Annotated in this window: 18 protein-coding genes and 2 pseudogenes; 8 read left to right on the plus strand and 12 right to left on the minus strand. The window is 69.9% G+C overall.

The window, feature by feature from the left end; all coding sequences use genetic code 11:
* Nucleotides 1–137: 137 nt before the first annotated feature.
* A complete protein-coding gene (locus OG936_RS30230) occupies nt 138–923 on the minus strand; it encodes an electron transfer flavoprotein subunit beta/FixA family protein (protein ID WP_266744698.1) in 786 nt (261 codons plus the stop codon).
* Nucleotides 924–1068: 145 nt separating this feature from the next.
* Between OG936_RS30230 and OG936_RS30235 the strand changes: the two genes are divergently transcribed.
* Nucleotides 1069–1734 (plus strand): TetR family transcriptional regulator, encoded by a 666-nt coding sequence (locus OG936_RS30235; protein ID WP_406500666.1) that lies wholly within the window; start codon nt 1069–1071, stop codon nt 1732–1734.
* A 121-nt stretch (nt 1735–1855) separates the two neighbouring features.
* On the plus strand, nt 1856–2239 hold the full coding sequence (locus OG936_RS30240) for a Zn-ribbon domain-containing OB-fold protein (protein WP_406498997.1): 384 nt from the start codon (nt 1856–1858) through the stop codon (nt 2237–2239).
* Between the two features lie 161 nt (nt 2240–2400).
* Here OG936_RS30240 and OG936_RS30245 read toward each other — a convergent pair.
* Nucleotides 2401–3615 (minus strand): annotated as a pseudogene (locus OG936_RS30245) (amidohydrolase); the annotation flags it as partial.
* Between the two features lie 245 nt (nt 3616–3860).
* A pseudogene (locus OG936_RS30250) lies at nt 3861–4631 on the minus strand (BTAD domain-containing putative transcriptional regulator); the annotation flags it as partial.
* A 539-nt stretch (nt 4632–5170) separates the two neighbouring features.
* On the opposite strand from OG936_RS30250, the gene OG936_RS30255 reads away from it, so the two are divergent.
* A complete protein-coding gene (locus tag OG936_RS30255) occupies nt 5171–5998 on the plus strand; it encodes an inositol monophosphatase family protein (RefSeq protein WP_406498999.1) in 828 nt (275 codons plus the stop codon).
* Between the two features lie 42 nt (nt 5999–6040).
* Here OG936_RS30255 and OG936_RS30260 read toward each other — a convergent pair whose 3' ends face one another.
* On the minus strand, nt 6041–6844 hold the full coding sequence (locus OG936_RS30260; RefSeq protein ID WP_406500667.1) for a nucleotidyltransferase domain-containing protein: 804 nt from the start codon (nt 6842–6844) through the stop codon (nt 6041–6043).
* Between the two features lie 155 nt (nt 6845–6999).
* Between OG936_RS30260 and OG936_RS30265 the strand changes: the two genes are divergently transcribed.
* Both OG936_RS30265 and OG936_RS30270 read left to right on the plus strand, forming a co-directional pair.
* The gene (locus tag OG936_RS30265; protein WP_383760043.1) at nt 7000–8415 is read left to right on the plus strand and encodes a phytoene desaturase family protein; all 1416 of its coding nucleotides are present in this window, start codon (nt 7000–7002) and stop codon (nt 8413–8415) included.
* Nucleotides 8416–8519: 104 nt separating this feature from the next.
* A complete protein-coding gene (locus OG936_RS30270) occupies nt 8520–9044 on the plus strand; it encodes an O-acetyl-ADP-ribose deacetylase (RefSeq protein ID WP_406499001.1) in 525 nt (174 codons plus the stop codon).
* A 145-nt stretch (nt 9045–9189) separates the two neighbouring features.
* Here OG936_RS30270 and OG936_RS30275 read toward each other — a convergent pair whose 3' ends face one another.
* From OG936_RS30275 to OG936_RS30305, 7 genes are all read right to left on the minus strand, one after another.
* Nucleotides 9190–9978 carry a GPP34 family phosphoprotein gene (locus OG936_RS30275; protein ID WP_406499003.1) on the minus strand — a complete coding sequence of 263 codons (789 nt, stop codon included), beginning with the start codon at nt 9976–9978 and terminating at the stop codon, nt 9190–9192.
* A gap of 250 nt (nt 9979–10228) precedes the next feature.
* Entirely contained in the window at nt 10229–10687 is a 459-nt protein-coding gene (locus tag OG936_RS30280; RefSeq protein WP_383760139.1) for a CBS domain-containing protein, read from the minus strand.
* 338 nt (nt 10688–11025) lie between these two features.
* Complete coding sequence (gene sbnA / locus OG936_RS30285; protein WP_406499006.1) at nt 11026–12099, minus strand: 2,3-diaminopropionate biosynthesis protein SbnA; 1074 nt, start codon at nt 12097–12099, stop codon at nt 11026–11028.
* 213 nt (nt 12100–12312) lie between these two features.
* Complete coding sequence (gene sbnB, locus OG936_RS30290; RefSeq protein WP_406499008.1) at nt 12313–13383, minus strand: 2,3-diaminopropionate biosynthesis protein SbnB; 1071 nt, start codon at nt 13381–13383, stop codon at nt 12313–12315.
* A complete protein-coding gene (locus tag OG936_RS30295; protein ID WP_406499009.1) occupies nt 13380–14384 on the minus strand; it encodes a TauD/TfdA family dioxygenase in 1005 nt (334 codons plus the stop codon). The genes sbnB and OG936_RS30295 overlap by 4 nt, the downstream gene beginning before the upstream one ends.
* A 23-nt stretch (nt 14385–14407) precedes the next feature.
* Entirely contained in the window at nt 14408–17662 is a 3255-nt protein-coding gene (locus OG936_RS30300; protein WP_406499011.1) for a non-ribosomal peptide synthetase, read from the minus strand.
* A gap of 63 nt (nt 17663–17725) precedes the next feature.
* Entirely contained in the window at nt 17726–20254 is a 2529-nt protein-coding gene (locus tag OG936_RS30305) for a Pls/PosA family non-ribosomal peptide synthetase (protein WP_406499012.1), read from the minus strand.
* Nucleotides 20255–20965: 711 nt separating this feature from the next.
* Between OG936_RS30305 and OG936_RS30310 the strand changes: the two genes are divergently transcribed.
* Both OG936_RS30310 and OG936_RS30315 read left to right on the plus strand, forming a co-directional pair.
* Nucleotides 20966–22438 (plus strand): AlkA N-terminal domain-containing protein, encoded by a 1473-nt coding sequence (locus tag OG936_RS30310; RefSeq protein WP_406499014.1) that lies wholly within the window; start codon nt 20966–20968, stop codon nt 22436–22438.
* 21 nt (nt 22439–22459) lie between these two features.
* Nucleotides 22460–22984 carry a methylated-DNA--[protein]-cysteine S-methyltransferase gene (locus OG936_RS30315; RefSeq protein ID WP_383760070.1) on the plus strand — a complete coding sequence of 175 codons (525 nt, stop codon included), beginning with the start codon at nt 22460–22462 and terminating at the stop codon, nt 22982–22984.
* 118 nt (nt 22985–23102) lie between these two features.
* On the opposite strand, the gene OG936_RS30320 is transcribed toward OG936_RS30315, so the two are convergent.
* Entirely contained in the window at nt 23103–23684 is a 582-nt protein-coding gene (locus OG936_RS30320; protein ID WP_266749944.1) for a TMEM165/GDT1 family protein, read from the minus strand.
* A 338-nt stretch (nt 23685–24022) separates the two neighbouring features.
* Here OG936_RS30320 and OG936_RS30325 point away from each other — a divergent pair, with 338 nt between their 5' ends.
* The gene (locus OG936_RS30325) at nt 24023–24427 is read left to right on the plus strand and encodes a (2Fe-2S) ferredoxin domain-containing protein (RefSeq protein WP_406499016.1); all 405 of its coding nucleotides are present in this window, start codon (nt 24023–24025) and stop codon (nt 24425–24427) included.
* Nucleotides 24428–24433 lie beyond the last annotated feature (6 nt).

A 24433-nucleotide genomic window follows, 5' to 3' on the forward strand; every position in this document is an offset into this window, starting at 1 on the left:
AACAGGAACACAGGGACGACACCAGCACCAGCACCGGCACCGGCACCGGGCCGCAGTCGGCACCGGGCCGCAGTCGGGACCGGGCCGCAGTCAGGACCGGGCCGCAGCCGAGACCGCAGTCGGGACCGGGCCCGGGGTCAGATGAACTTCTGGCCCGCCAGGAACTCGGCCAGCTGCTTGCCGCCCTCGCCCTCGTCCTTGACGATCGTGCCCGCCGTACGGGCCGGACGCGCCGCCGCCGCATCGACCACGGTCCACGCACCCGCCAGACCGACCTCGTCCGCCTCGATCCCCAGATCCTCCAGATCCCAGGACTCCACCGGCTTCTTCTTCGCCGCCATGATCCCCTTGAACGACGGATACCGCGCCTCACCCGACTGGTCCGTCACCGACACCACCGCCGGAAGCGAAGCCTCCAACCGCTCCGACGCCGTGTCACCGTCACGCCGGCCCCGCACGACCCCGTCCGCCACCGACACCTCCGACAGCAACGTCACCTGCGGAACACCCAGACGCTCCGCCAGCAGCGCCGGAACCACACCCATCGTCCCGTCCGTCGACGCCATACCAGCGATCACCAGGTCGAAACCGGCCTTCTCGACCGCCTTCGCCAGCACCAGCGACGTACCCATGACATCCGTGCCGTGCAGACCGTCGTCCTCGACATGAACAGCCTTGTCCGCACCCATCGACAACGCCTTGCGCAACGCGTCCTTGGCATCCTCCGGACCCACCGTCAACACAGTGATCTCCGCACCGTCCGCCGCATCCGCGATCTGCAGCGCCTGCTCCACCGCGTACTCGTCGAGCTCCGACAGCAGACCGTCGACATCCTCACGATCCAGCGTCAGGTCATCGGCGAAATGCCGGTCCCCCGTGGCGTCGGGCACGTACTTCACACAGACAACGATCCTCAAGCTCACGCCGGCTCTCCTACCTGGGTATGGTCCGTAGGGACGACGATATGGCACTCAGTACCCTCTGTAAAGGAACCTAGTGCCAGAAGGGGCTTTCCGGTGCTACGTTCCCCGCATGACTGACGCAAGCAAACCGGCGAAGAAGGCCCCCATGCGGGAGGTGCTCGCCCAGGCTGCCTTCCAGCTCTTCCTGGAGCGGGGCTTCGAGCAGACCACGGTGGACGACATCGTGGCCCGGGCCGGGGTCGGGCGCCGGTCGTTCTTCCGGTACTTCCCGTCCAAGGAGGACGCGGTCTTCCCGGATCACGAACGCTGCCTCGCCGACATGACCGCCTTCCTGGCGACGGTCGGTGACGCGGAGCCGGTCGACGCGGTGTGCGACGCGGCCCGGCTCGTCCTGCGGATGTACTCCGCCAACCCCGAATTCTCCGTCCAGCGCTACCGGCTCACCCGGGAGGTGCCCGGGCTGCGCACCTACGAACTGTCCGTCGTGCGCCGCTACGAGCAGACGCTGGCCGGCTATCTCCGGGACCGGTACGGCGCGTCGGGGGACGGTGCGTTGCGGGCCGAGGTGATTGCCGCGTCCGTCGTCGCCGCGCACAACAACGGGCTGCGGACCTGGCTGCGTTCGGGCGGTGACGGGGATGCGGAGGCCGCGGTGGATCACACCCTCGGGCTGGTGCGCCAGGTGTGGGGGAGCGCGGCGGCCGGGGGCGCGCCCTCGCCCGATGGCGACGTGGTCGTCATGGTCGCGGCGAAGGGCGCTCCGATGTGGCGCGTCGTGCAGCAGATCGAGTCGGCCCTGGGCCAGGGCTGACACCTGACCGTACGGTCATCTGGCACTCAGTGCCTTTACGTTTCGGCACTCAGTGTCCTATGGTGCGGACGCGCCGACGTACAGGTGCGGTGTGTCCGAGGCGAGCGCAGGGGGGTCGAACATGTCCCAGTCATCAAGTGGCACCGTGCAGACGGTGCATGAGGAAGCCGGGCTGCACTACCACCGGTGCCGCTGGTGCGGCACCGCCTCCTTCCGGAGGCTGCTGTGTCCGGTGTGCGCATCGAGTGATCTGAAGCCCGAACACAGCGCCGGGCTGGGCGTCGTGGTGAGGTCCGGGGTCGTGCACCGCTACACGGAAATGGCACGCAACGAGTCCCTCGTCCGGCTCCCCGAGGGCTTCGTGTTCCGCTGCCGCGTCGTCGGCGCCGCGCCGCACCTGGTGTCGCCCGGTGCCCGGGTTCGCCCGGTCGCCGGTGGTGATGCGGATGCGGGCGAGGTGGTCTTCGAGCTCTGCGAACCACCCGCGCGCGACGAGTGGTTCTGATCGTTCTCGTGGTTCTTTCCGGCCCCGGCCGTGATGGGTCCGCCCTTCGCGCAGATGAAGTAAACGGCACGGCCCGGGAGCCGACATCGTCCTTCCACGTCCACTCGTTTGGTCAGCGATGCCGTGGGCAATTGCCCGGCGTATGCGGGGGGAACAGCCCCGAGCCGGTCGAGGGCCGCTGCTGTCAGTGCGGTGATCGCCGGGGGCAGGGCCGTGCGGATGTCCGGGGCGAAATGGGGGGAATGGTTGGGCGGGAGGAGTGCGGGGGAGACGGCCCACTGCTTGGGGCTCGCGGTCCCGAACATCCAGTAGACCAGGGGGATTCCGGCCTCACCGTGCATGGCGAGGCCCGCATCGCCGTAGAGGGGGAAGTCCTCGGCCGCCATCGACGGCGGCCAGGTGCCGACCCGTTGCGGGCCGTAGAGGGCGGTGTGAACGTTGCGGATCGCCCGGGTCGTGGCGGGGTCGCCCCACAGCGCTGGTGAGCGGGACACCGTCGTGAGGTCCGGTTCGCGCGGGCAGGCCGAGGCGCCGCACTCGGCCCGTACGATCCGCTCCACCGCCGCCAGGGCACGGTTCAGGGACTCGTCGGTGAGCGCCCGCAAACCGATGCCGAGTTCGGCCGTGTCCGGGACCACGTTCACCGCCGTGCCCGCCCGCACGGTGCCCACGGTCAGGGTGACCTGTTCGGCGGGGGCGCTCTCGCGGGAGACGACGGTCTGGAGACGGCTGATCACGGCCGCCGCCGTCACCACGGGGTGGGGGGTGGCGGCGTGGCCGCCCCGGCCGTGCAGTACGACGCTCAGGGCCGCGCTCGCCGCGGCGACCGGGCCGTGGCCGCTGCCGCGCGCGACCATTCCCGCGGGCAGCGGTGCCGTGTGCTGGGCCAGGACGACGTCCGGTCTGCCGAAGCGCGCGTACAGGCCGTCGTCCAGCATCGCGCGGGCTCCCGTCAGGGTCTCCTCGGCCGGCTGGCCGAGGACGACGAGGGTGCCGCGCCAGTGCGCGGTGGTGCGGGCCAGCAGGTCCGCCGTGCCGGCCGCGGCGGCCAGGTGCAGGTCGTGGCCGCAGGCGTGCATGGCGCCGTTGTCGCTCGCGTACGGGAGGCCGGTGAGCTCCTCCAGGGGCAGGGCGTCCAACTCGGCGCGCACGTACACGCGCGGGCCCTCGCCATTGCGGAGTTCACCGACCACGCCATGGCCTCCGATGCCGCGGGTCACCTCGCAGCCGAGGGCGGCGAGCCGGTCGGCGAACAGCGCCGCCGTACGGCGCTCCTCGCCGGAGAGCTCCGGGGTGCGGTGGACGTCCAGGTAGAGGGTGAGAGCCGGGCGGACCACCTCGTCGGCGCGGGCGAGGGTGGGGTGGGTCTGGGGCATATCGGGGCTCCTCGGCGGATGTGTGCGGCCGTCGCTGTCGGGCGCTGGCGCGGCGTGCCAGCGATGTGTGTGCGGGAGACATGCCGAACGGTGAGCGGTGGCCGGTGGAATGAGTGGCACACACCGGTAGCCGGCGAGCCCGGCCCGGGCCCCGATCAGGAGGAGACACCATGAACAAGGACCTGAGCACCCTCGCCGACGAGGTGGTCCGGCTCCGGCTCCCCGTCGTCCAAGGAGGTCCGCTGCGCGGTCGGCGCGAGCGAGACGGGGGCGCGGTCCGTGTCCAGGGGCCCGATGTCGTCGCCACGCAGGATGGTCAGTTCCAGGCGCTGGAGTTCGGCCCGGGGATCGACGCCGAGCTCCTCCCGCAGATGCTCCTTGATCCTGCGGTACTCCGCGAGCGCCTCGCTCTGCCGTCCCGTCCGGTAGAGGGCCAGCATCAGTTGCGCCGCGAACCGTTCATGTGCCGGGTATACGCGCGTAACTTCCCATAGATCAACGAGTGTTTCGCGGCAACGGCCGTACTTCAGCTCGATGTCGCAGACCCGCTCCAGCACTCTCAGGCGCTCCTCCGCCAGGCGCGGTACCTCGTCGCGGTGCAGCAGGTCGGAGGGGACGTTGGCGAGCAGCGGCCCCTGCCAGAGGGCTAGCGCGGCCCGCAGGGTGTAGAGCTCGGACTCCTCCCCGGACGCGGCGGCCCGGTCGACGAGCTGACGGAAGTGCAGCAGGTCGAGGGTTTCGGCGTCGGCCTGGATGCGGTAGCCGCTGGCGACCGCCGTGACGGCCTGGTCCTCGATGCCGTACTTGGCGAAGATCCGGCGCAGTCGCAGGACACAGCTCTGGAGCGCCGCCTTGGCCGTCGTCGGCTGCTCCTCGCCCCAGACGACGTTGCGCAGGTGGTCGGTGGAGACCACGGATCCCGGGCGGATGAGCAGCGCGGCAAGCAGCGCAGTCGGCTTGGAGGGCGGGAGAACCACGACGTCCCGGCCGTCCGTGATGCTCAGCGGGCCGAGCAGTTGAAAACGCGCGGTCGTCTGCCTCCCCCGCGTGCCCGCCGCGGCCCGTCGAGCCGTCGGTGACGCCGTAACACGCCTCCCGTGCCGCTTGCTGCCGTTGCTGCCGGCCGAATCCGGTTCCCGCCGGACGCGGGCCGGAAGCGGGCCGGAAGCGGCGCAGGGCGATCGATGGTCTGCTCCATGGCCGGGGCGGCGGAGGAATGGTTCCGAACTGCCTGGATTCCGTCGAGGCCGGTCCGTGAGCGCCATCTGCGCATCCGCAAGGGACCCGGAGGTCGTCGAGGAGCTGCGCCACCGCGGCCATGACATCACCGTGGGCGCCCCGTGGTCCGAGGGGCGGCTGTGCGCCGTGGCCCGCGCCCCGGAGACCGGAGTGTTCTCCGCGGCGGCGAACCCGCGCGGCACATGCAGGGGTACGCGGTCGGACGCTGACCGGCCGCTTCCCGGTCATGCAGGGGTACGCGGTCGGACGCCGACCGGCCACCTCCCCGTCATGACCAGGTCGTCGGCTCCCCGGCGGGCCGTGATTGGCTGGGGGCATGATCGATGAATTCCTTGCCGGGGACCTGACCGACGTCGAGACGGCGGTCCGCGCAGCAGCCGCCGCCGAGATCATGCCCCGCTACCGCCGGCTCGCCGCGCACGAGATAGTCGAGAAGAACGGCCCGCACGACCTTGTCACCACCGCCGACCGCCTTGCCGAGGAACACCTCACCGCCGCCCTGTCCCGGCTCCTGCCCGGCTCGGTGGTCGTGGGCGAGGAGGCGGTCCACGCCGATCCGAAGGTGTACGACGCCCTGGGCGGCGACGCGCCGGTGTGGATCGTCGACCCGGTCGACGGCACCCGCCAGTTCGCCCGCGGCGAACCGGGCTTCTGCACCCTGGTCGCCCTCGCCCACCACGGCGAACTCCTCGCCTCGTGGACGTACGCCGCCGCCCTGGACGAGATGGCGATCGCGGTCCGCGGCCGCGGCGCCACGCTCGACGGCAAGCCGATACGGTCCGGCTCGCCCGCGCCCGGCGCCGTTCTGAGGGTGGCGATGTCGCACCCCGACTACACCACCGATGAGCAGAAGCGCGCCCTGCTCGGCCTGCGCACCGACGGCATCGACGCCCGCCCCTGTGGTTCGGCGGGCCTCGAGTACCTCGCCGTCGCTCGCGGCGACCAGGACGCGATCGCCTTCAACTGGGAGTACGCCTGGGACCACGCGGCAGGGCTGCTCCTGGTCACCGAGGCGGGCGGCGCGCAGGCCACGCTCTCCGGCGCCCCGTTCCGCATCACCGGCGGCAACGCCCTGCCGTTCACGGCGGCCCGCGACGAGGCGACCGCCGAACGCGTCCTTCAGGCACTGCGCGACGGCGCCTGACCGCCCCGCTGCCACGCCCGAACACGCACTGCAGTCGGGCGATCACAGTCGACCCCCGCTCTCCGCGACGCCCGCAGCGAGCGCCGACCGTACGTCCCGTACCAGCTCAGCGGCCCGCTCCACCGCCGCTGCGTCCAGCCCTCGCAGCGTCGAGTCGATCCGTCCGGCGAAGCCCACCGGTGTGTCCGGCAGGGTGGCCGCCGCGGCCGACGCACCCTTCTCGTTGAGGCACCAGGTGCGGTGGTGGGCGTGGAGGGACTGCGCGAGGATGCCGAACGCCCGCGACAGGCACAGGGCGACATGGAGCGTGTCACCGGTGGGGGCCGACTTGCGGGCGGCGTCCACCGAGAAGCCGGCTTCCCACGCAGCTTCGGCGAGCGCGGTGCGCAGCGGCTCCGGATAGGTACGAGTTTCCCGCTGAAGCGCCGTCAACTCGCCCCGGGGGTCAGCGAGTACGCGGCCGAGCGCGACCTCTCCGGGATACGCGGGCGACCAGAACCCGAGCGGATGTCCCGGCTGCACGCCCACTTCGTAGCGTCCCTCGCGGCAGTCCGCCCAGACCGCCTCGACCCGGTCCAGATCGCGCAGGATCCAGTCCACCGGGACGCCGTCCACCCGCAGCCACGCCCCGCCGTCGACCCACGGACCCCAGCTGCCGGGACCCGCGACCTCGGCCGGAGAGCCCTGTACTTCGGACGCCAGCGCGGTCAGCGCGGCCAGGTCGGGGGTACCCCGGTAGTACAGGCCCAGATCCCAGTCGGAGTCCGGGCGATGGGTGCCACGGGCCCGGCTGCCGCCCAGGACGACGGCCCGGATGCCGGGCAGCGCGCCGAGGCGGGTGGCCATGTCCGCGATACGGGCGGGAACGCGCGCGTCGGGGCTTGTGGGCGCGGGCCGGGAGTTCGGTGTATTCATCGGGGGCGAACCTACCCGCGACCGCACTGTCCGTGCCTCGGAATATCCTGGGTGTCCTGGCCGTCGGCTGACGAAGGAGTCCGAAGGTGCCGTCGATGCTTGATGCTGTCATCGTGGGGGCGGGGCCCAACGGACTGACCGCCGCGGCCGAGCTGGCCCGCCGCGGCTTCGCCGTGGAGGTCTTCGAGGCGGGCGACACCGTAGGAGGCGGTGCCCGTACCGAAGAGCTCACCCTCCCCGGCTTCCGCCACGACCCCTGTTCCGCCGTCCACCCGCTGGGCATCGGCTCGCCCGCGTTCGCCAGGATGCCGCTCGAACGGCACGGCCTGGAGTGGCTCCAGCCCGAGCTGGCGCTCGCCCACCCGTTCCCGGACGGATCGGCCGCCGTGCTCACCGGCTCGGTGGGGGAGAGCGCCATGTCGCTCGGTGCCGGGGACGCCGGGGCGTACCGCAGGCTCGTCGCCCCGTTCATCGGCCACTGGGACACCCTCGCGGAGGACTTTCTCCGCACCCCGTGGGACGGGCTGCCCCGCGACCCATACCGCTGGGTGCGCTTCGGACTCGACGCGCTCCAGCCCGCGACGCTGCTCTCCCGCCGCTTCCGCGGTGCGAAGGCGCGCGGTCTGTTCGCCGGGCTCGGCGCCCATGCCATAGCGCCCGTCAGCGGCGTGGGCACCGGCGGCATCGCCCTGCTCTTCGCCCTCGCCGCGCACGAGAAGGGCTGGCCGGTGCCGCGCGGCGGATCGCAGGCCATCTCCGACGCCCTCGCCTCGTACATACGCGAACAGGGCGGCACGATCCGTACCGGTACGGAGGTCAAACGCCTCGACGAACTCCCGCCCGCCCGCGCCTACGTCTTCGACACCTCGCCGACCGCCCTCGCGCGCATCGCGGGGCTGGGCCACGCGTACCGCGGCTATCGGTACGGGGCGTCCTGCTTCAAGATCGATTACGCGCTCTCGGGCCCCGTCCCCTGGACCGCGAAGGAGGCCCGCAGGGCCGGAACGGTCCACGTCGGCCCCACGGCCCGCGAGATCGACGCCGCGCTGAGCGCCGCGGTGGCGGGCCGCGACCCGAGCGTGCCGTTCCTGATCACCGCCCAGCCCAGCCTGATCGATCCGTCGCGCGCACCCGAGGGCCGGCACGTCTTCTGGGCGTACGGACACGTCCCGGCGGGCTGGGAGGGCGACGCCACCGACGTCATCGAACGGCAGCTGGAGCGCTTCGCTCCCGGCTTCCGTGATCTGGTGCTCGCCCGAGCGGTCGCCGGGCCGCCCCAACTCGCGGCGCGCAACGCCAATTACGTCGGCGGCGACATCGCGTGCGGCGCGTTCTCCGGCCTCCAGACGGTGATCCGGCCCAAGCTCGCACGCGTCCCGTACGCGACGGCGCATCCGGCGGTGTTCCTGTGCTCCTCGGCCACCCCGCCCGGACCGGGCGTGCACGGCATGTCCGGCCACCACGCGGCGAAGGCGGTCTGGAGGCGGCTGCGGGCGGCCTGAGCGGCGCGGCTCGTCGGGAGCGCGCAGGGCACGGCCAAAGCCCCACGGCGCCTCCGGGGTGCCACGGGCAGTCCCGCCGACGGTGACACGGCATCATGGGCCGCATGCGCACACCCGAGTCCGTCACCGTCACCCTGGTACGCGGAGACATCACCCAGCAGTCCGCCGATGTCATCGTCAACGCGGCGAACTCCTCGCTGCTCGGCGGCGGCGGGGTCGACGGAGCGATCCACCGGCGCGGTGGCCCGGAGATCCTCGCCGCCTGCCGGGAGCTGCGCGCCTCGCAGTACGGAAAGGGCCTGCGCACCGGCCAGGCCGTCGCCACGACCGCCGGAAAGCTCGACGCCCGATGGGTGGTCCACACCGTGGGCCCGGTGTACGGGATTTCCGGCAGTGATCCGTCCCTGCTGGCGTCCTGCTACATCGAGTCCCTGCGCGTCGCCGACGAGCTCGGTGCGAAGACCGTCGCCTTCCCGGCTATTTCGGCCGGCGCGTACGGGTGGCCGCTGGAGGATGCCGCGCGTATCGCCGTGGCGGCGGTGCGGGCGGCTCACACAGCCGTCGAGGAAGTCAGGTTCGTCCTCTTCGACGACCAGACCTACGAGGCGTTCGTCGCGCAGGTCGGCTGACGTATATACGCAGCTGAAGCAAGTGCTCGGCCCGAGTCCCCGAACCCGAGGCAGCCGGCGCACCGGCGCCCGGGCGTATCCGACCGCCGCGGTGCGATGGGCCTGCGGGCTCGGCCAACGGCCGTGCGACTCCCGGCTGTCGGTGTCACCAGCCGCCGTGGTGGCCGGTGCCGCCTGCGCCGCCCTCGGACCAGCTGCCCGCGTCCAGGTCGTGGCCGAGGCCGTGGCCGCCAGTGGTGAGGTCGGCGTAGAGGTCACTGAGCTCGCCGAGGAGTTGGCGGGTGAGGATGTCGGCGCCGGTGGTCAGTGCCGCAGCGAGTTCCTCGTCGGCGACCGGGGCCGCTTCGCCGGTTGCGGGGGCGAGACGGCCGGTTGCGGCGAGGGCGGCCATACGGCGGCGGTCGGTGATGCCACGCAGTCCTGGATAGGCCGCAGGGGCGAGGCGCGCGGCCTGGACGAGCGCGGCGAGAGAGAGGTCGCGGTCGGCGGTGGACGTTGCGGAGCCGGAGCGGACCACGCTGTCGAGGCGGGTCAGCAGCGCCCGGCGGCGCGGCAGGTCCACGGAGAGGATGTCGTGGCGGGTACGGCCGCTGGAGTCGCGCCACCGACGTACACGGACCGCCTTCTGGTCCTGCAGCCGGGAGAGGTACTCGATGGTCAGGGAGCGCGGTGTCCGGCGCAGCCAGTCCTCGATGCCGGGCGGGGGAGCAGCCGCGCCGAGCGTGTGCAGGACATTGCTCAGGCGGCGGTCCTCGACGGGCCGGGAGTCCACCACCTCGATCCGCCGACGGCCGACGGCGATCCGTCCGGCCAGGCCCAGATCCGCCAACTCCGAGGCCCGCAGGGCGAACCGGAGCCGGTCCCCGCCCCGTATCCGTATGCGCCGCCAGCCCGGGACTATCGCGAGCAGGAGCAGCTCATCCCCCGTCGTCATACGTGCCAGGGTACGCGCGGCCGTCCGCGGAGGGGAGTACTTCGCGGACCCACCGCGCCGGCGCGCATGAGCCGGTGGCCCACGCCGCCGATGGCCGGCAGTACCGCTCCAGTACCCCCGAAGTCCCGGCAACGCGTGCGCCATGCCTGGCCGCGCCGCTATCGTCACACCGACACGATGGGGCTCTCTCGCCCCGCCGGACAGCACAGATCACAACCTGTCCGGGCTCCTTCGGGTTCGGCGAGACGCCTCAGTCCGCCGAACGGCCGGACACCCCGGCACTCGCGTATACGCGGCTCGCGAACTCGGCGATCTGTTCGTCGCTCAGATTCTTCGCAAGATTCGCCTCCGTGATCATGCCGACCAGACGGTGGCCGCCCTGGACGTCGATCACCGGCAGCCGCTTGATCTGGTGTTCCTCCATGGTCGTCAGGACATCGCCGGCGTCCGCTTCGGCATCGATCCAGTGCACCTTGGCCTTGAGCGATCCGGCCTGCACGGTTGCCGGGTCGACGCCCTCGGCACAGCACTTGACGACGATGTCACGGTCGGTGATCAAGCCTGTGAGCTTGTTGTTGTCGCCGCAGATGGGCAGGCAACCGACGTTCAGATCGCGCATCATCTTCGCCACGTCGAACAGCGACTGGTGTGCACCGACGCACTGCACGCCGGCGGACATGATGTCTCGCGCTCGCAGCTTCTCAGCCATGATTTCCTCCCGTTCCGACAGCGTTGCTCCTGCGTCATCGATCACAACACGAATGGCTCAACACCGCTCCTCGGAAGCGTCAGCGATACAGGGATCCCGAGCGTCGCGCCCGACCGGATCGGCCCCGAGCGGCCGAGGCGGACAGGCCTCACCCGCGATGGAGAGCGGGCTCCCGGCGTCATGCGACTCCGCCTCCGGCGTTGTCGTCGGTCAACGACTCTCCCACGCTCGAACCTGGTCGCGCGGGAGGGCCCCCTCGCGTCGCTTCCCTCCTCCGCCTTGGATTCGAAGCCGCATGATGCCGCTCGCTGATCCGCTCCCTATCGCGGGTGAGGTCGTTACGAACCCGGAGCCGGTGCGGATTGGCATTGCGGCTGCCGGTCCGCAAGGTCCGGCAGCCTGCCGCACGGTGTCGCCGGCGAGGGGGCGGTTGCCCAGGAATCGGCGGCCTCCTTGACGGAGTCGAGCACGTCCTCGCCGTAGAGATCCTGCAGCCAGTTGGTCTGGTAGATCGTGTCGAGGTAGCGCTCGCCGGGGTCCGGGCTGATGGCCACTGCGGTGAGTTCGCGCGCGTCATGCCGGGCCAACCAGTCCGTTGCGCCGCTGATCACCGTGCCGGTGGAGCCGCCGAACAGGAATCCGCGCCTGGCCAGGCGATGGCAGGCGCGTATGGTGTCCGCCTCCTCGACCCGAATCACCTCGTCGACATAGGACTCGTCGAGCAGCGGCGGGCGCATGCTCATGCCCAGACCGGGAATCATCCGGCGGCCCGGAGAACCGCCGAAGGACACCGAGCCGACGCTGTCCACCGCGATGATCCGCACCGGCCGGTGCCATCCCCGGAAGTAGCGCGCACAGCCCATCAGGGTCCCGGTGGTGCCGGCTCCGACGAACAGCACGTCCAGCCGCGGGAACTGACGGGCGATCTCCGGCGCGGTCGTGCGGTAGTGGGCCTTCCAGTTGTTCGGATTGGTGTACTGGCTGAGCCACACATACCGCTCGTCGGAGGCGCACAGCGCGCGGACGTACTCGAGCCGCGCGCCGAGAAAGCCGCCGTCGGCCCCCTGTTCGGCGATCACGTGCACCTGGCTGCCCAATGCCTCCATCATCATTCTGTTCGACAGATTGCCGCGGGAGTCCGTCACACACAGGAACCGGTAGCCCTTACTCGCCGCGACCACGCTCAGCGCCACGCCGAGGTTTCCGGACGAGGACTCGACCAGGATCGATTCCGGAGTCAGAATTCCATCCCGCTCAGCGGCCTCCACCATCTCGGTCGCGGCCTTCAACTTGATCGAGCCGGCGAAGTTGAAGCCCTCGCACTTCAGGAAGAGCGAGTGCCCGAGGAACGACCGGAGGTCGACATAGAGATCCTCTACGTTGAAGGCGTAGGGAGCGGAAATGACAGGCACGATGTTCTCCTCTGTCTGGAGCAGAGCACTTCCGGAACTTCCATCCGGCTGTGTGCGGGCTCCTCGCTTGTGCGGGCGAGACCCCGTGTCCCACCAGTCGGGTCGGGGCCCTGCGTCACCGGCCGCTGTCTCGTGCGTCAGGACATGCTGCGACGTGACCGGTGGTCTCTCCTGGGATCAGTCCTGAAGGAGCCTTCTCGGCTCTCGGCCGGCTCATCCGTACCGGCTCAGTTCGTGGAAGAAGTCGTCGACGACGTGCAACTCTCCGCAGCGGGCCACTTCGGTGTACACGTACTTGCCCACCGCGAGGTCGAGCACCCCGAGGCCGAAGGGCGAGAACACCACAGGCCGGTCCGTCGGCACCGTCACCCGCCCGGCCATCACGTCGTCCAACGTGCCGTGCAGGAAGTCCCGGTTGCCCGTGAGCTGCTCGGCCAGGTGCGGCGACGTGTCGGCCTTGAGGCAGTGCTCGACGTCATCGACGATGTTGGTCGAGGCGAGCAGGATCTCCGGCGCGAGGTCGCGCAGCGACACATGCAGCACCAGCGGATTGTGTGCGAACCATGACAGGTCACTGACGTGCGGTTGACCGGCGACCGTGGCGAAGACGACCAGGTCGCTGTTTCGGATCAGCTGCTCGGCGCTGTCGTGCACGGTGATTCGTCCGGTGGTGTCCGACTGCTCCAGGTAGCACCGGAAGCCTGCCGCGCTGTCGGCGGACAGGTCGTGCACGCCGATCTCGTCGAACGACCAGCCGGTGCCGATCAGGAAGTTGTGGATGTAGCGGGCGATCAAGCCCACCCCGAAGAACCCGACGCGCGCCGGTCGCGGCCGGTCGCGGCTGAGCCAGTCGGCCGCCGACGCCGCCGACGCGGCCGTCCGGGTGGCGCTGATGATCGAACTCTCCAGACAGGCGAACGGGTAGCCGGTGTCATGGTCGTTGAGGATCAGCACGGCCGATGCCCTTGGGATGCCGGCCGTCACGTTCTTCGGGAAGCTGGAGATCCACTTCAGGCCGTCCACCCGTGTCTCCCCGCCGATCGATGCGGGCAGCGCGATGATCCGGGAGGACGGGCGGTCGGGGAAACGCAGGAAGTACGACGGCGGGTTCACCGAATCACCGGCGCCGTGCGCCCGGTAGGTGGCCTCGACCAACTCCGTGATCCGCTTCTCGCATCCGTGCAGCGTGCGCCGGACCTGGGCACCGGAGATCACCGCGAACGGTGGCACGGTGACCGGTGCGACGCTTGCGGACTCTCTCGCGGTGGAATCGACGACGGTCATTGCGCGGTCACCTCTACGGTCGGCGAGCAGTCGGCCAGACGCACCGGTTCGGCCATGGCGACGAGCACCTCGCGCGGTCCCTCGAAGGGCTCCCTGCTGTGCGCGGTGCGGACGTTGTCGACGAGCATCAGGTCGCCGGCCTGCCACGGTTCGCGTACGGTGTTCGCCTCGTAGACGCTGTTGAGCAGCTGTACGACGTCCTCGCCGATCGGGTCGCCGTTACCGAAGCGGGTGTTGAACGGCAGCCCGTCGGCGCCGTAGACGTCCACCAGGTACTCGTGCACCTCGGGGGCCATCGTCCACTCGTTGAGGAAGGCGATCTGGTTGAACCAACAGCGCCGGCCGGTGACCGGGTGGCGCACCACGGCGCTGCGGCGCTGTCTGGTGCGCAGTCCACCGTCGGGCTGCCACTCGAACGTGATCGCGTTGGCGCGGCAGTAGCGCTCGACGGCGGTCCGGTCCTCGGTGCCGAAGGCCTCGGCGACGGACGCGCCGATCTCGTCGTTGTAGCTGCGGGTGAGCAGCCAGCCCTCGCGCTCGAACCGCTCGGTCAACTCGGTGGGCAGCGCGTCGAGCACGGTCGGTGAGTCGGCCACCGCGGTCGCCCCGCCGTCGGTGGGCGCGCTGAGACAGGCGAACATCATCAGGCCGGGGAACTCAAGCGTGTAGCTCAGTTCGTGGTGCATGCACATCGGCTGGTTCGACGGCCACTTCGACGAGGAGTACACCCCGTCCGAGTAGGTCTGCCGGGGCGCGAAGGCCTCCTGCTCGGTCATCAGGCCGGTGGCCAGTTCTGAGAAGACGGCTCCGGTCTCGGCCGCGTCACGCAGACCGAGGCCGCGGACCAGGACCGAACCGTGCTCGGCGACGACCGCGCGCAGCGTGTCCCGGTGCTCGGCCGCCCAGGTCGGCGCGGAGCCGGTGGCCTCGGCCCGCAGCCGTGGGGGTCTGCCGGATTCCAGTTTCACGTCGACCAGCGACGCCGTGGATGTGAACGACATCTCGATCTCCTTTCGGTTGACACTCAGGAAGAAGCGAACAATTCGGCGGCGTGCAGCACGGCCTTTGCCGCCTCGGCCGGACGGGTACGCAGGAAGTAGTGGCCGCCGTCGGCGAGCTCGTGCAGGTCGACCTGCCCGGCCAGAAGCTGCCAGTCGCGGTACCGGCGCGGGTACTCCGCCGTGCTCGGGTCGTCCGCGGCAACGACCACGGTGACCGGCGCGGAGAGCCTCTGCGCAGGCGGGCGCTCCAGGGCGTCGGCGAAGTAGTCGTGTGCGGACACGCAGTCGTGCCGGTAGGCGGCGCCGACGTGCTCGGCGTGCTGCGCACCCAGCTCACCGAGCGCGGTGTAGCCGCCGTCCGTGCTCAGGTTCGCGGCGATCTCGGCGTTGCTCCGCCCGGTCAGCTCGGTGATGGTGGCGCGCCGGACGTCGGCGTCACCGAGCAGTTGCGCGCCGAGGAACACCCGTTGGACGTCCACCCCGCGCTCCTGCAGCTTTCTGGCCGTCTCCACTGCCAACGCGGTGCCCGAGGAGTGGCCCCACAGCAGGACCCTGGTCAGGCCACGCCCGGTGATCTCGTCGACGACCTGCTCGACCACCTGTGTCATCGGCGCGAGTGGCTCGCTCTCGGCGGCCACGTCGTGACCGGGCAGCTCGACGGCGTAGACCGCCGGTCCACCGTCCGGCAGCGCCCTGGCCATCGGCTGGAAGTTCACCGCGTTGCCGCCGGCGTAGGGGAAGCACACCAGGGCTGCGGTCTGCGTACCGTCCGATTCCGACAGCGGCTGAAGCAGCCCGGCACGCCGTTCGGATCTGCCGTCGACCAGCCCGGCCAGATCGGCGAGGACCGGGTGACGGGTGACGTCCTTGAGGGACACCGCACGGTCCAGGACGATGGCCAGCTTCACTGCCGACAGCGACGTGCCGCCCCGGTCGAAGAAGTGGTCCCGCCGTCCGATCCGGTTCTGCGGGATGCCGAGCACCTTCGCCCATGCGGCCGCCAGCTGCTGTTCCGTCGGCGTGTCCGGCGCGCGGAAGTCGTCCCGGACGACGTCGAGTTCTCCGGCGAGTGCCTGCAGAGTCCTTCTGTCGATCTTGCTGTTGGCCGTCAGTGGCAGAGCCTCCCGCCAGTGGAAGGCCGACGGGACCATGTACGGGGGCAGCGACTCACCGAGCCGGTCCAGCAGGACGTCGGTCTCGAGCGGTCGCCGACCGGAGTAGAAGGCCACCAGGTGCTTGCTGAGGTCGGCTCGCTCGGCGACCACGACCGCACCGTCACGAACACCGGGCACCTGCAACAGGGTGTTCTCGATCTCGCCGATCTCGATCCGGAAGCCACGGATCTTCACCTGGGTATCGCGGCGGCCGAGGAACTCCAGCTTGCCCTCGGGCGTCCAGCGGCCGTAGTCGCCGCCCCGGTAGAGCCGGGCGCCCTCACGGTGCGGATCGGCCAGGTAGGCCTGCCGGGTGCGCTCGGGGTCGTTGACGTATCCGCGGCCGACGCATACGCCGGAGAAGACGATCAGACCGGGGGCGCCGAGCGGCACCGGGGTCAGGTGCTCGTCGACGACGTAGACGTGCACGTTGTTGACCGCGGGACCCAGCAGGACCCGGTCTCCGTCGGGCACATGGTCCATGACCTCGTGGTTGGTGTCGTCCGAGGTCTCGGTCAGCCCGTAGGCGTTGACCAGCTTGATACCGGGCTGGGCGGCGAACCAGCGCTGCACGAGCTCCTTCTTCAGCGCCTCGCCGGTGACCGACACGCACCGCAGATCCGGCAGTTCGCGGGGGTGCTGCTTCAGCCAGGACACGACCACGTCCAAGTAGGAGGGTACGACCTGGAGGACGCCGACCCGGCCGCCGACGATCTTGTCGACGAACCGCTGGACGTTCAGGATCACCTCCTGCTCCACCAGCAGAGTCCGCCCCCCGACCAGGAGCCCGGACACCAGTTGCCACAGCGAGATGTCGAAGCACTGGGGTGCGGTCTGGGCGACCACCTGTCCCTCGCCGATCTGCAGGTCGTCGATCTTGGCGTAGAGGTGGTTCAGCATGCCCGCGTGCTCGCACATCGCGCCCTTGGGCTCACCTGTGGAGCCGGAGGTGAAGTAGATGTAGGCGAGTTGGTCCGGTGCGACGTGGAGACCCAGATCGTCGTCGGCGTGGTCTTCCTCGTAGGCTGCGCCGACGAAGAGCTTCCGGACCCCGGACAGCGAGTCGAGGGCCTGGTCGAGCGTGGCGGTGCTGCCGGGTTCGGTCAGCACGAGCCCGCACGCGGCACGGGAGAGCATGGTCGCGAGGCGCTCGGCCGGGAAATGCGGCTCGATGGGCAGGTATACGCCGCCGGCCTTGAAGACCGCGAGGACGGCGGCCATCCAGTCCAGGTTGCGTTCGGTCACCACCGCGACGACACCCTCGGGGCGCAGCCCCCGCGCCAGCAGGGCTCGTCCCACCCGGTTGGCGCGCGCGTTGAGTTCTCGATACGTCAGTTGCTGCTCCCCGTGCACCGCGGCGACGGCGTCCGGGTGTGCCGCCACCCGCTGCTCGAACAGTTCGTGGAACCGGTGGTCCGGCAGTTCCCGGCGTGGACCGGCGAGCTCTTCGAGCTGGAAGTGGAGTTCCTCGGCGGCGAGCAGGCTCTGGCGCCCGTGTCCGGCGTCCGGATCGGCGACGATCAGCGCGAGCGCGGTGAGGTGGTATCCGGCGATCCTGACTGCGCAGTCCTCGTCGAGCGCGTCGGTCCGATACCGCAGCCGCAGCACGAGGTGGCCGTCGCGTTGCGAAAATCCCACCCACAGCATGGTGTTACCGGCGACTTCGCCGCCCACGCCGTGCGGATCGAACACGGCCTCGATCGACGGTTCGGCCAGGCCCAGTTCGGACCTGAGCTCATCCACCGGGAAGTCCTTGCGCGACAGCAGATCCGACGCGACCCGATGGGTGTCCAGCAGCAGCGTCCGCCACGATTCGGGCTCGGTCGTCAGCCGGCAGGGCAGCGGCCGGCCGCCCTCCACGGTGACGTAACCGGTCGCGATCTCGCGCTCGCCGGACAGCGCGGCGAGTACCTTGGCGTGCGCCGCCAGCAGCACCGAGTCGCGCGGCACTGCCAGGTCCTTGGCCAGCCGGTCCAACGCCGCCACGACGTCGTCCGGGATCGGCGTCTCGTGCTGACCGACGCCCTTCACCGGATTGAGCGTCCACCGCGGAATTTCGGTGAATCCACCGGCGACGAGCACAGCGCGCCAGAACTCCCGGTCGGCCTGCGCTTGCATTCCCATCTGGTCGTCCCTCTCCATTCGCCTTCGCCATCGTGCTGTTCAGCGCCGACAAGGGCGGCGCTGCTATCCCTTCCGCGTCAGCGCCTCGGGCTGATGAGGGGCGACTCGCATCTCCGTGGCGGGATTTCCTCCCCAGCGTGCGTGCTCGGGGACCTCCTCGCCTTTCATGAGGAAGGAGTCGGGTGCGAGCACCGCGCCGGTGCCCATCGTCACGCCGTAATGGACATGGGCTCCCACACCGAGGGTGCAGCCTGCGTCGAGGGTGCTGCGATCGGATTTGAAGGTGCCGTCCTCCTGCGAGTGGCACTGGATCTTGCTTCCCGCATTGAGCGTGCAGTCGTTCCCGATGGTGGTGAGCGACCGCTCCGTCAAATAGCAGCCGTCATCGAAGACCCTGCTGCCGATCCGAACCCCCAGCATCCGCCAGATCACGTTCTTGAAAGGGGTGCCGTTGAAGATGTCGAGGTAGTGGTCGGGCACCTTCCAGAGGCGCTCGTGCCACCAGAAGTACGGCTCGTAGATGGAACACAACTGCGGTTGCAGCGCGCGGAATGCCGCGATGCCGCGTTCCACCACTACGAAGTAGAGGGCGGTGAACCCGAGGCTGAGCACCAGGAACGCGGCGATCATCACATGCCCGTAGGAGTCGTACAGCTCGGCGTTCGCCAGGCCGAGCATCGTGAGCACGAAGAAGTGCAGCCACCGCACGAGCAGGAAGAAGACCATCGAGCGGGTGTTGTAGCGGTTCTTCGCGGCGAGGTTGCGGCGCAACTCGTCGCCGGTGCGCAGATGGTCGAACCGGGAATCGCGCTCGACCGACCGGGGAATCTCGAAGCACGGCGAGCCGAGCAGGCCCACCCCCTCGCGCACCTCGCCTTCGAGCGGAACCATTACCTTCGTAGCGAGGAGACAGTTCTTGCCCGTCCTGGCCCCCGAGGGATAGGCGATGTTGTTCCCGAGGAAGTTGTTTGACCCGATCGAGGCCCGGGACACCCGGAAGGACGTGCTCGAATAGTCGGCGTTGATGATGGAGAGCCCGTCGGCGACCATCGTCCCGCTTCCGACCGAGCACAGAAACGGGGTCTCGTGTTGTACTTCCGTGCCGAAGTTCGACCCGGTCTGCTCGACCCGGGACAAGTCGTATCCGATGCCGCGCAAGTAGTGGACGATGTAGGAGCTGTCACCGAACAGCCATGTGAAGAACTTGATGTTGGTCATGCGCCCGATCGCCCGGTGCGCCGAGTAATGAAACCCGTACAGCGGATAGACCTTGTCCGGCTTGACGACCAGGTTCAGCAGGCGGGGAACGGTGAACATCACGGCCAGGCCCACGACGACGAAGCCGAAGAACAGCAGCAGGGAAAGGATCAGCGCGTCGATGTAGAGAGCCGACGATGTGAGGTCCACCGTGCTCCGGCTCAGCCGGTTGTGCAGCGCCGGAACCTGGGTCACCAGCATGTACGCGCCCCCGACAGTCAGTGGCACGTAGAGGAAGAACAACTGAAGCACGGTGATGAGACCGAATCCGGCCCGGCGCAGCGTGCCGCATGGGGCCGGCCCGATCCTCAGGTAGTCGTGCTGCGTGAGCTGTGCCGGGGACCCGTGCCAGCGCTGACCGTCCGGGACCGCCTGACCGCTGTACAGCGTGGACGTGTGGCCGAGTTGAGCCCCGTCGCCCATCGACGTGTCGATGTCGAGCACGGTCTTCTCGCCGATGAACACGTCCCGGCCGAGGGTGACCCGGCCGGTCTGGATACGGCCGGCGTGCGCCCGGTAACAGAGGAAGAACGAGTCTTTGCGGATCACCGTGCCGGCCCCGACCGTGAACAGATCGGGGCAGGCCGGAACGCTGCGGGAGAGGATCGTGACCCCTTTGCCGATCCGCGCGCCCAGCGCTCGCAGGTACAGCACGTACAAGGGATTGCCGACGAAGAAGATCATCGGGTTGGCGTGGATCAGCACCTTGACGGTCCAGAAGCGCAGATAGGTCAGACCCCAGACCGGAAACTCGCGCGATTTCCACCGGCCGATGAGGAGCCATTTGGCCGCGATGGGGAAGGTGCACAGAGCGATGAAGGCGACGCTTCCGAAGACGAACGACCGCAGGTAGATGTCGATCACACCCGACGCGGCGGAGACCCATGCGTAGCCTCGGTCGGCAACAAATCCGGCGCAGAAGGAGTATCCCAGGAAGAGCACGAACTGCAGGGTTCCGCAGAAGGCGTACCGCGCGGTGGCGACCGGGGTCACCACCTCGGCCGGCGCCGGGACCGACGACTCGACGGGCGCGGCGTTCGCGAGCCCCGTCGCCAGGCTGCGAATCGTGGGGTGCCGGTAGATGTCCTTCATCGACGCCGAGGGAAGGTCCGCCCGCTTCCTGACACGTGCGCAGAAGTGAGCCATCACCAATGAATTGGCGCCGAGGTCATCGAAGAAATGGCTGTCGATCGACACCCGTTCGACGCGCATGACGTCAGCCAGCACCTCGGCGAGGTCTTTCTCGATGTCGTTCTCCGGGTTGGGGTACTCGCGTAAATCGATCGCGGGTTCATCCGGCCCTGGCGTCAGGACGTCGAGAGATTTCTCCTCCATGGGAGCTCCTTGAGGAACGTTCGGGCGCCGCAGCCATTACGGTCGCCGCCCTGTGCTCGCGCTTTCGATGGCCGGAGCGAGTGGTCCGGAAATCACGAGGTCGGGATCTGTTGTCCGGATCCGAAACCGCTGCCTCAGTCTTAGCTCTCCACCGTCGGGCTGCCACCCGGTACGTCCGTCCGGAGGCAATGACCTCGCGGTCTCGGACATGCCTCGACAGGAAGTCAGGTGCCGGCGGCGCCGAGGCGGTCCTCGCTGCCGGACGCCTGGCGCCTGGAACGCGGAGCGCTCGCCGCCCGGTTCACGCCTCGTCCACGATCCTGCCCGGCGGGACGGCGATGAGCTGCGCATTCGTCTCGCCGTGCTGTATGCGAGTGGTCCGTGCCTGATCCGGGAGGAGCTGCGCAGGGGCGCGGGGCGGTGACGAAATCCGGGGCATCGCAGCTGTGAGGAGGCGGAGCGGCATCCGCGCGCTTCTCAGTGGTGGCGCGGTGACACGGGTGGCCGCAACCATCTGATGTGACTCGACCAAGTGAGGTACGTCCGTCCGGAGGCGATGTCCTCGCGGTCTCGGGGCAACCTATTGATCATTCTGCTCAGGATCGGTTGCCGAGTCGTCGGTTCGCTGGGAATTCGAAGAGACTCTGGCAGCGCGAGGTTGATGTCGGATTTTCGCGAGCCCCCAGGTGCCCGGTGGTCGATGCTTGAACCATGCACACCGACACCGAGCGCTGCGTGCGAGCCGTCCGGTCCAAGGACGCCCGCTTCGACGGATGGTTCTTCACAGCGGTCCTGACCACCCGGATCTACTGCCGTCCCAGCTGCCCCGTCGTGCCGCCCAAGGCCGAGAACATGACCTTCTACCCCAGCGCCGCCGCCTGCCAGCAGGCCGGGTTCCGGGCCTGCAAGCGGTGCCGGCCCGACACCAGCCCCGGCTCCCCGGAGTGGAACGCCCGCGCCGACTCCGTCGCCCGTGCGATGCGACTCATCCGGGACGGTGTCGTCGACCGCGAGGGCGTGCCCGGTCTCGCGGCCCGGCTCGGTTACTCCTCCCGGCAGATCGAGCGTCAGTTGCTTGCCGAGCTGGGTGCCGGTCCGCTCGCCCTGGCCCGGGCGCAGCGCGCGCAGACCGCGCGGCTGCTGATCGAGACGACCGGGCTGCCCATGGCCGAGGTCGCGTTCGCCGCCGGGTTCTCCTCGATCCGCACCTTCAACGACACCGTCCGTGAGGTCTTCGCGCTCGCCCCGGGCGAGCTGCGCAGCCGCGCCACCCGGTCCGCGGCGCCATCGCCCACGCCCGGAGTGATAGTGCTGCGGCTGCCGTACCGGGCCCCGCTCAACCCGACGAACCTCTTCGGCCACCTCGCCGCGACCGCGGTCCCCGCCGTCGAGGAGTGGCGCGACGGCGCCTACCGCCGCACACTCACCCTCCGGTACGGGCACGGCATCGTCGCCCTCGCCCCGCACCCCGATTACATCGCCTGCCGGCTCCTCCTCACCGATCCGCGCGACCTCACCCTCGCGATCAGCCGCTGCCGCTGGCTGCTCGACCTGGACGCCGACCCGGTGGCCGTCGACGACCGGTTGCGCGCCGATCCGCTGCTCGCCCCCCTGGTCGACAAGGCGCCCGGCCGACGGGTGCCACGCACCGTCGACGGTGCGGAATTCGCCGTACGGGCCGTGCTCGGACAGCAGGTCTCGACCGCTGCCGCCCGCACCCACGCGGCCCGGCTGGTCACCGCGCACGGTGTCCCCGTCGACGACCCGGAGGGCGGCCTCACCCATCTCTTCCCGGCCCCCGAGGCCCTCGCCGGGCTCGACCCCGAACAGCTCGCCCTGCCCGGCAGCCGCCGCACCACCCTCACCACCCTCGTCGGCGCACTCGCCGACGGCACGCTGCGACTCGGCACCGACACGGACTGGGAGAAGGCCCGGTCCGAACTGGCCGCTCTGCCCGGCTTCGGCCCCTGGACCGTCGAGGTGATCGCGATGCGGGCGCTCGGCGACCCGGACGCCTTCCTCCCCACCGACCTCGGTATCCGGCGCGCGGCCGAGGAGCTCGGCCTCCCGTCGACCCCCGCAAGGCTCACCGCCCGCGCGGCGGCCTGGCGTCCTTGGCGGGCCTACGCGGTTCAGTACCTCTGGACCGTGGACGATCACCCCATCAACCACCTGCCCGTATAAGTACGTTGGGAAAGATCACCCATGACCGCGACGCATACCCGTACGGCGACCCGGCAGCACACGGTCGTCGACAGTCCGTACGGTCCGCTCACCCTCGTCGCCACCGACGGCGTCCTCGCGGGCCTCTACATGACCGGCCAACGGCACCGCCCACCCGAGGAGACCTTCGGGGAGCCCGACCCGCGCCCCTTCACGGAGACGATCCGCCAGCTCGACGCGTATTTCGCCGGTGAACTGCGCGAGTTCGACCTGCCGTTGCACCTCGACGGCACCCCGTTCCAGCGCAGCGTCTGGGAGCAGCTCCGGCTGATTCCGTACGGCGAGACCCGCTCGTACGGCGAACTGGCCGAGCTCCTCGGCACATCGGGCGCCTCGCGTGCGGTGGGCCTCGCCAACGGCAAGAACCCGGTGGGCATCATCGTTCCGTGCCACCGCGTCATCGGTGCCTCGGGCAGCCTCACCGGTTACGGCGGCGGGCTCGACCGCAAGCAGCGGCTACTGGCCTTCGAGAGCGGCACGCAGGACGACACACCGGTGCTCTTCTGACACCGCCGAACGAACACGTCGAGAAAACGCGAAGGACGGGCCTGGGAGATGCGAGCCCGTCCTTCACGGCCGTGCCGCGGCAGCAGGAACAACGCCGCGACCCGCAGCGGCACAGACGTCAGACGAAGATCTCCACAACGGTCCAGATCGCCAGCCCCAGCATGCAGATCCCACCGATCCGCTGAACCGTCTTCAGCGGCACCCGCTTCGCGATGAACTGCCCTGCCAGCAGCGCCAGCGCCGAGACGGACATCAGGGCGGCGGCAGACCCGATCGCCGTGGACCAGGTGCCGTTGCTCGCGGCCAGATTGGCCGTCGTGATCTGGGTGAGGTCGCCCCACTCGCTGATGAAGACCGCCATGAACGCGGTCGAGTAGACCGGCCAGAAGCCGGTCACCGTCCTCGTGGTGCCCTCCTCCTCGTCATCGCCGCCGCCGTTGCGCAGCAGCATGAACGCCCCGAACGCGAAGAGGGACGCCGAGACGAGCTTGACGATCCAGTCGGGCAGCAGCCCGATCAGGCTGCCCGCCCCGACGGCGATGGCGACGTGCACGATGAACGCGGACGACGTACCGAACCAGACATACAGCGGTCGCATACGGGTGCCCATGGCAAGCGACGCGAACATCGTCTTGTCCGGGAGCTCCGCGAGGAAGATCAGCCCGAAGGCGGTGAGAATCGCCAGAGGGTCGAGGTGCATTCCGGGTGGCTTTCTGTGAGAGCCGGGCCCCGGGACCTTCGCGAAGCGCCACTCGGGCTTTTCGGAGGACCACTCGGCCCGGCATGACGTCAGCGCCCACGGGGCGCGGGCGTGTCATACCTGACCGAAGGTCTCGCCCGCCCGTAAGGATCTACAGGCCCGGCCACCGGGAACCCGAGGGCTCCAGTGTGTCGACGACCGGTTTGCGGGGCTACTCCCCTTCGCAGCCCTCAACATTACCCCACCGGCCGACGGGGGAGGGCAGGTGTTCGACCGGGTGGCAGGTATCGGTACAGTCCCACGGTGATCATCCGCGCCGACACCGGAGGCGTTCCCGTATGAGCCGCCGCACCCGCAAGGCCGCCCCGGCCCGGGGTATGCCCCGGCCCACCGTCAGTGTCTGCCGAGGCTGCTGCTGCGGGACGGCGAAGGTCCCGGACGTCGACCACGCCGGCCTGCTCGCCGAACTGCGCCGCTCGCTCGGCGAGACCGCCACGGTCCGCGCCGTGGAGTGCCTGGACGCCTGCGAGCAGGCCGACGTCGTCGTCGTACAGCCCTCCGCTGAGGGGCGCGGGGCGGGCGGCCGCCCGGTCTGGCTCGGGCTGGTCAACGACCCGGACGCCGTGAAGGACATCGCAGCCTGGGTCGGCGCGGGCGGCCCGGGCCTGGCGGACGCGCCCGAGATCCTCGACCTGTACACCTTCCGCCCCTCGCGCCGCGTACGGCGGGAACTCGGCCACTAGGATCTT

This window comes from Streptomyces sp. NBC_00846, assembly GCF_045207325.1.
In the GTDB taxonomy this organism is placed as follows: Bacteria; Actinomycetota; Actinomycetes; order Streptomycetales; family Streptomycetaceae; genus Streptomyces.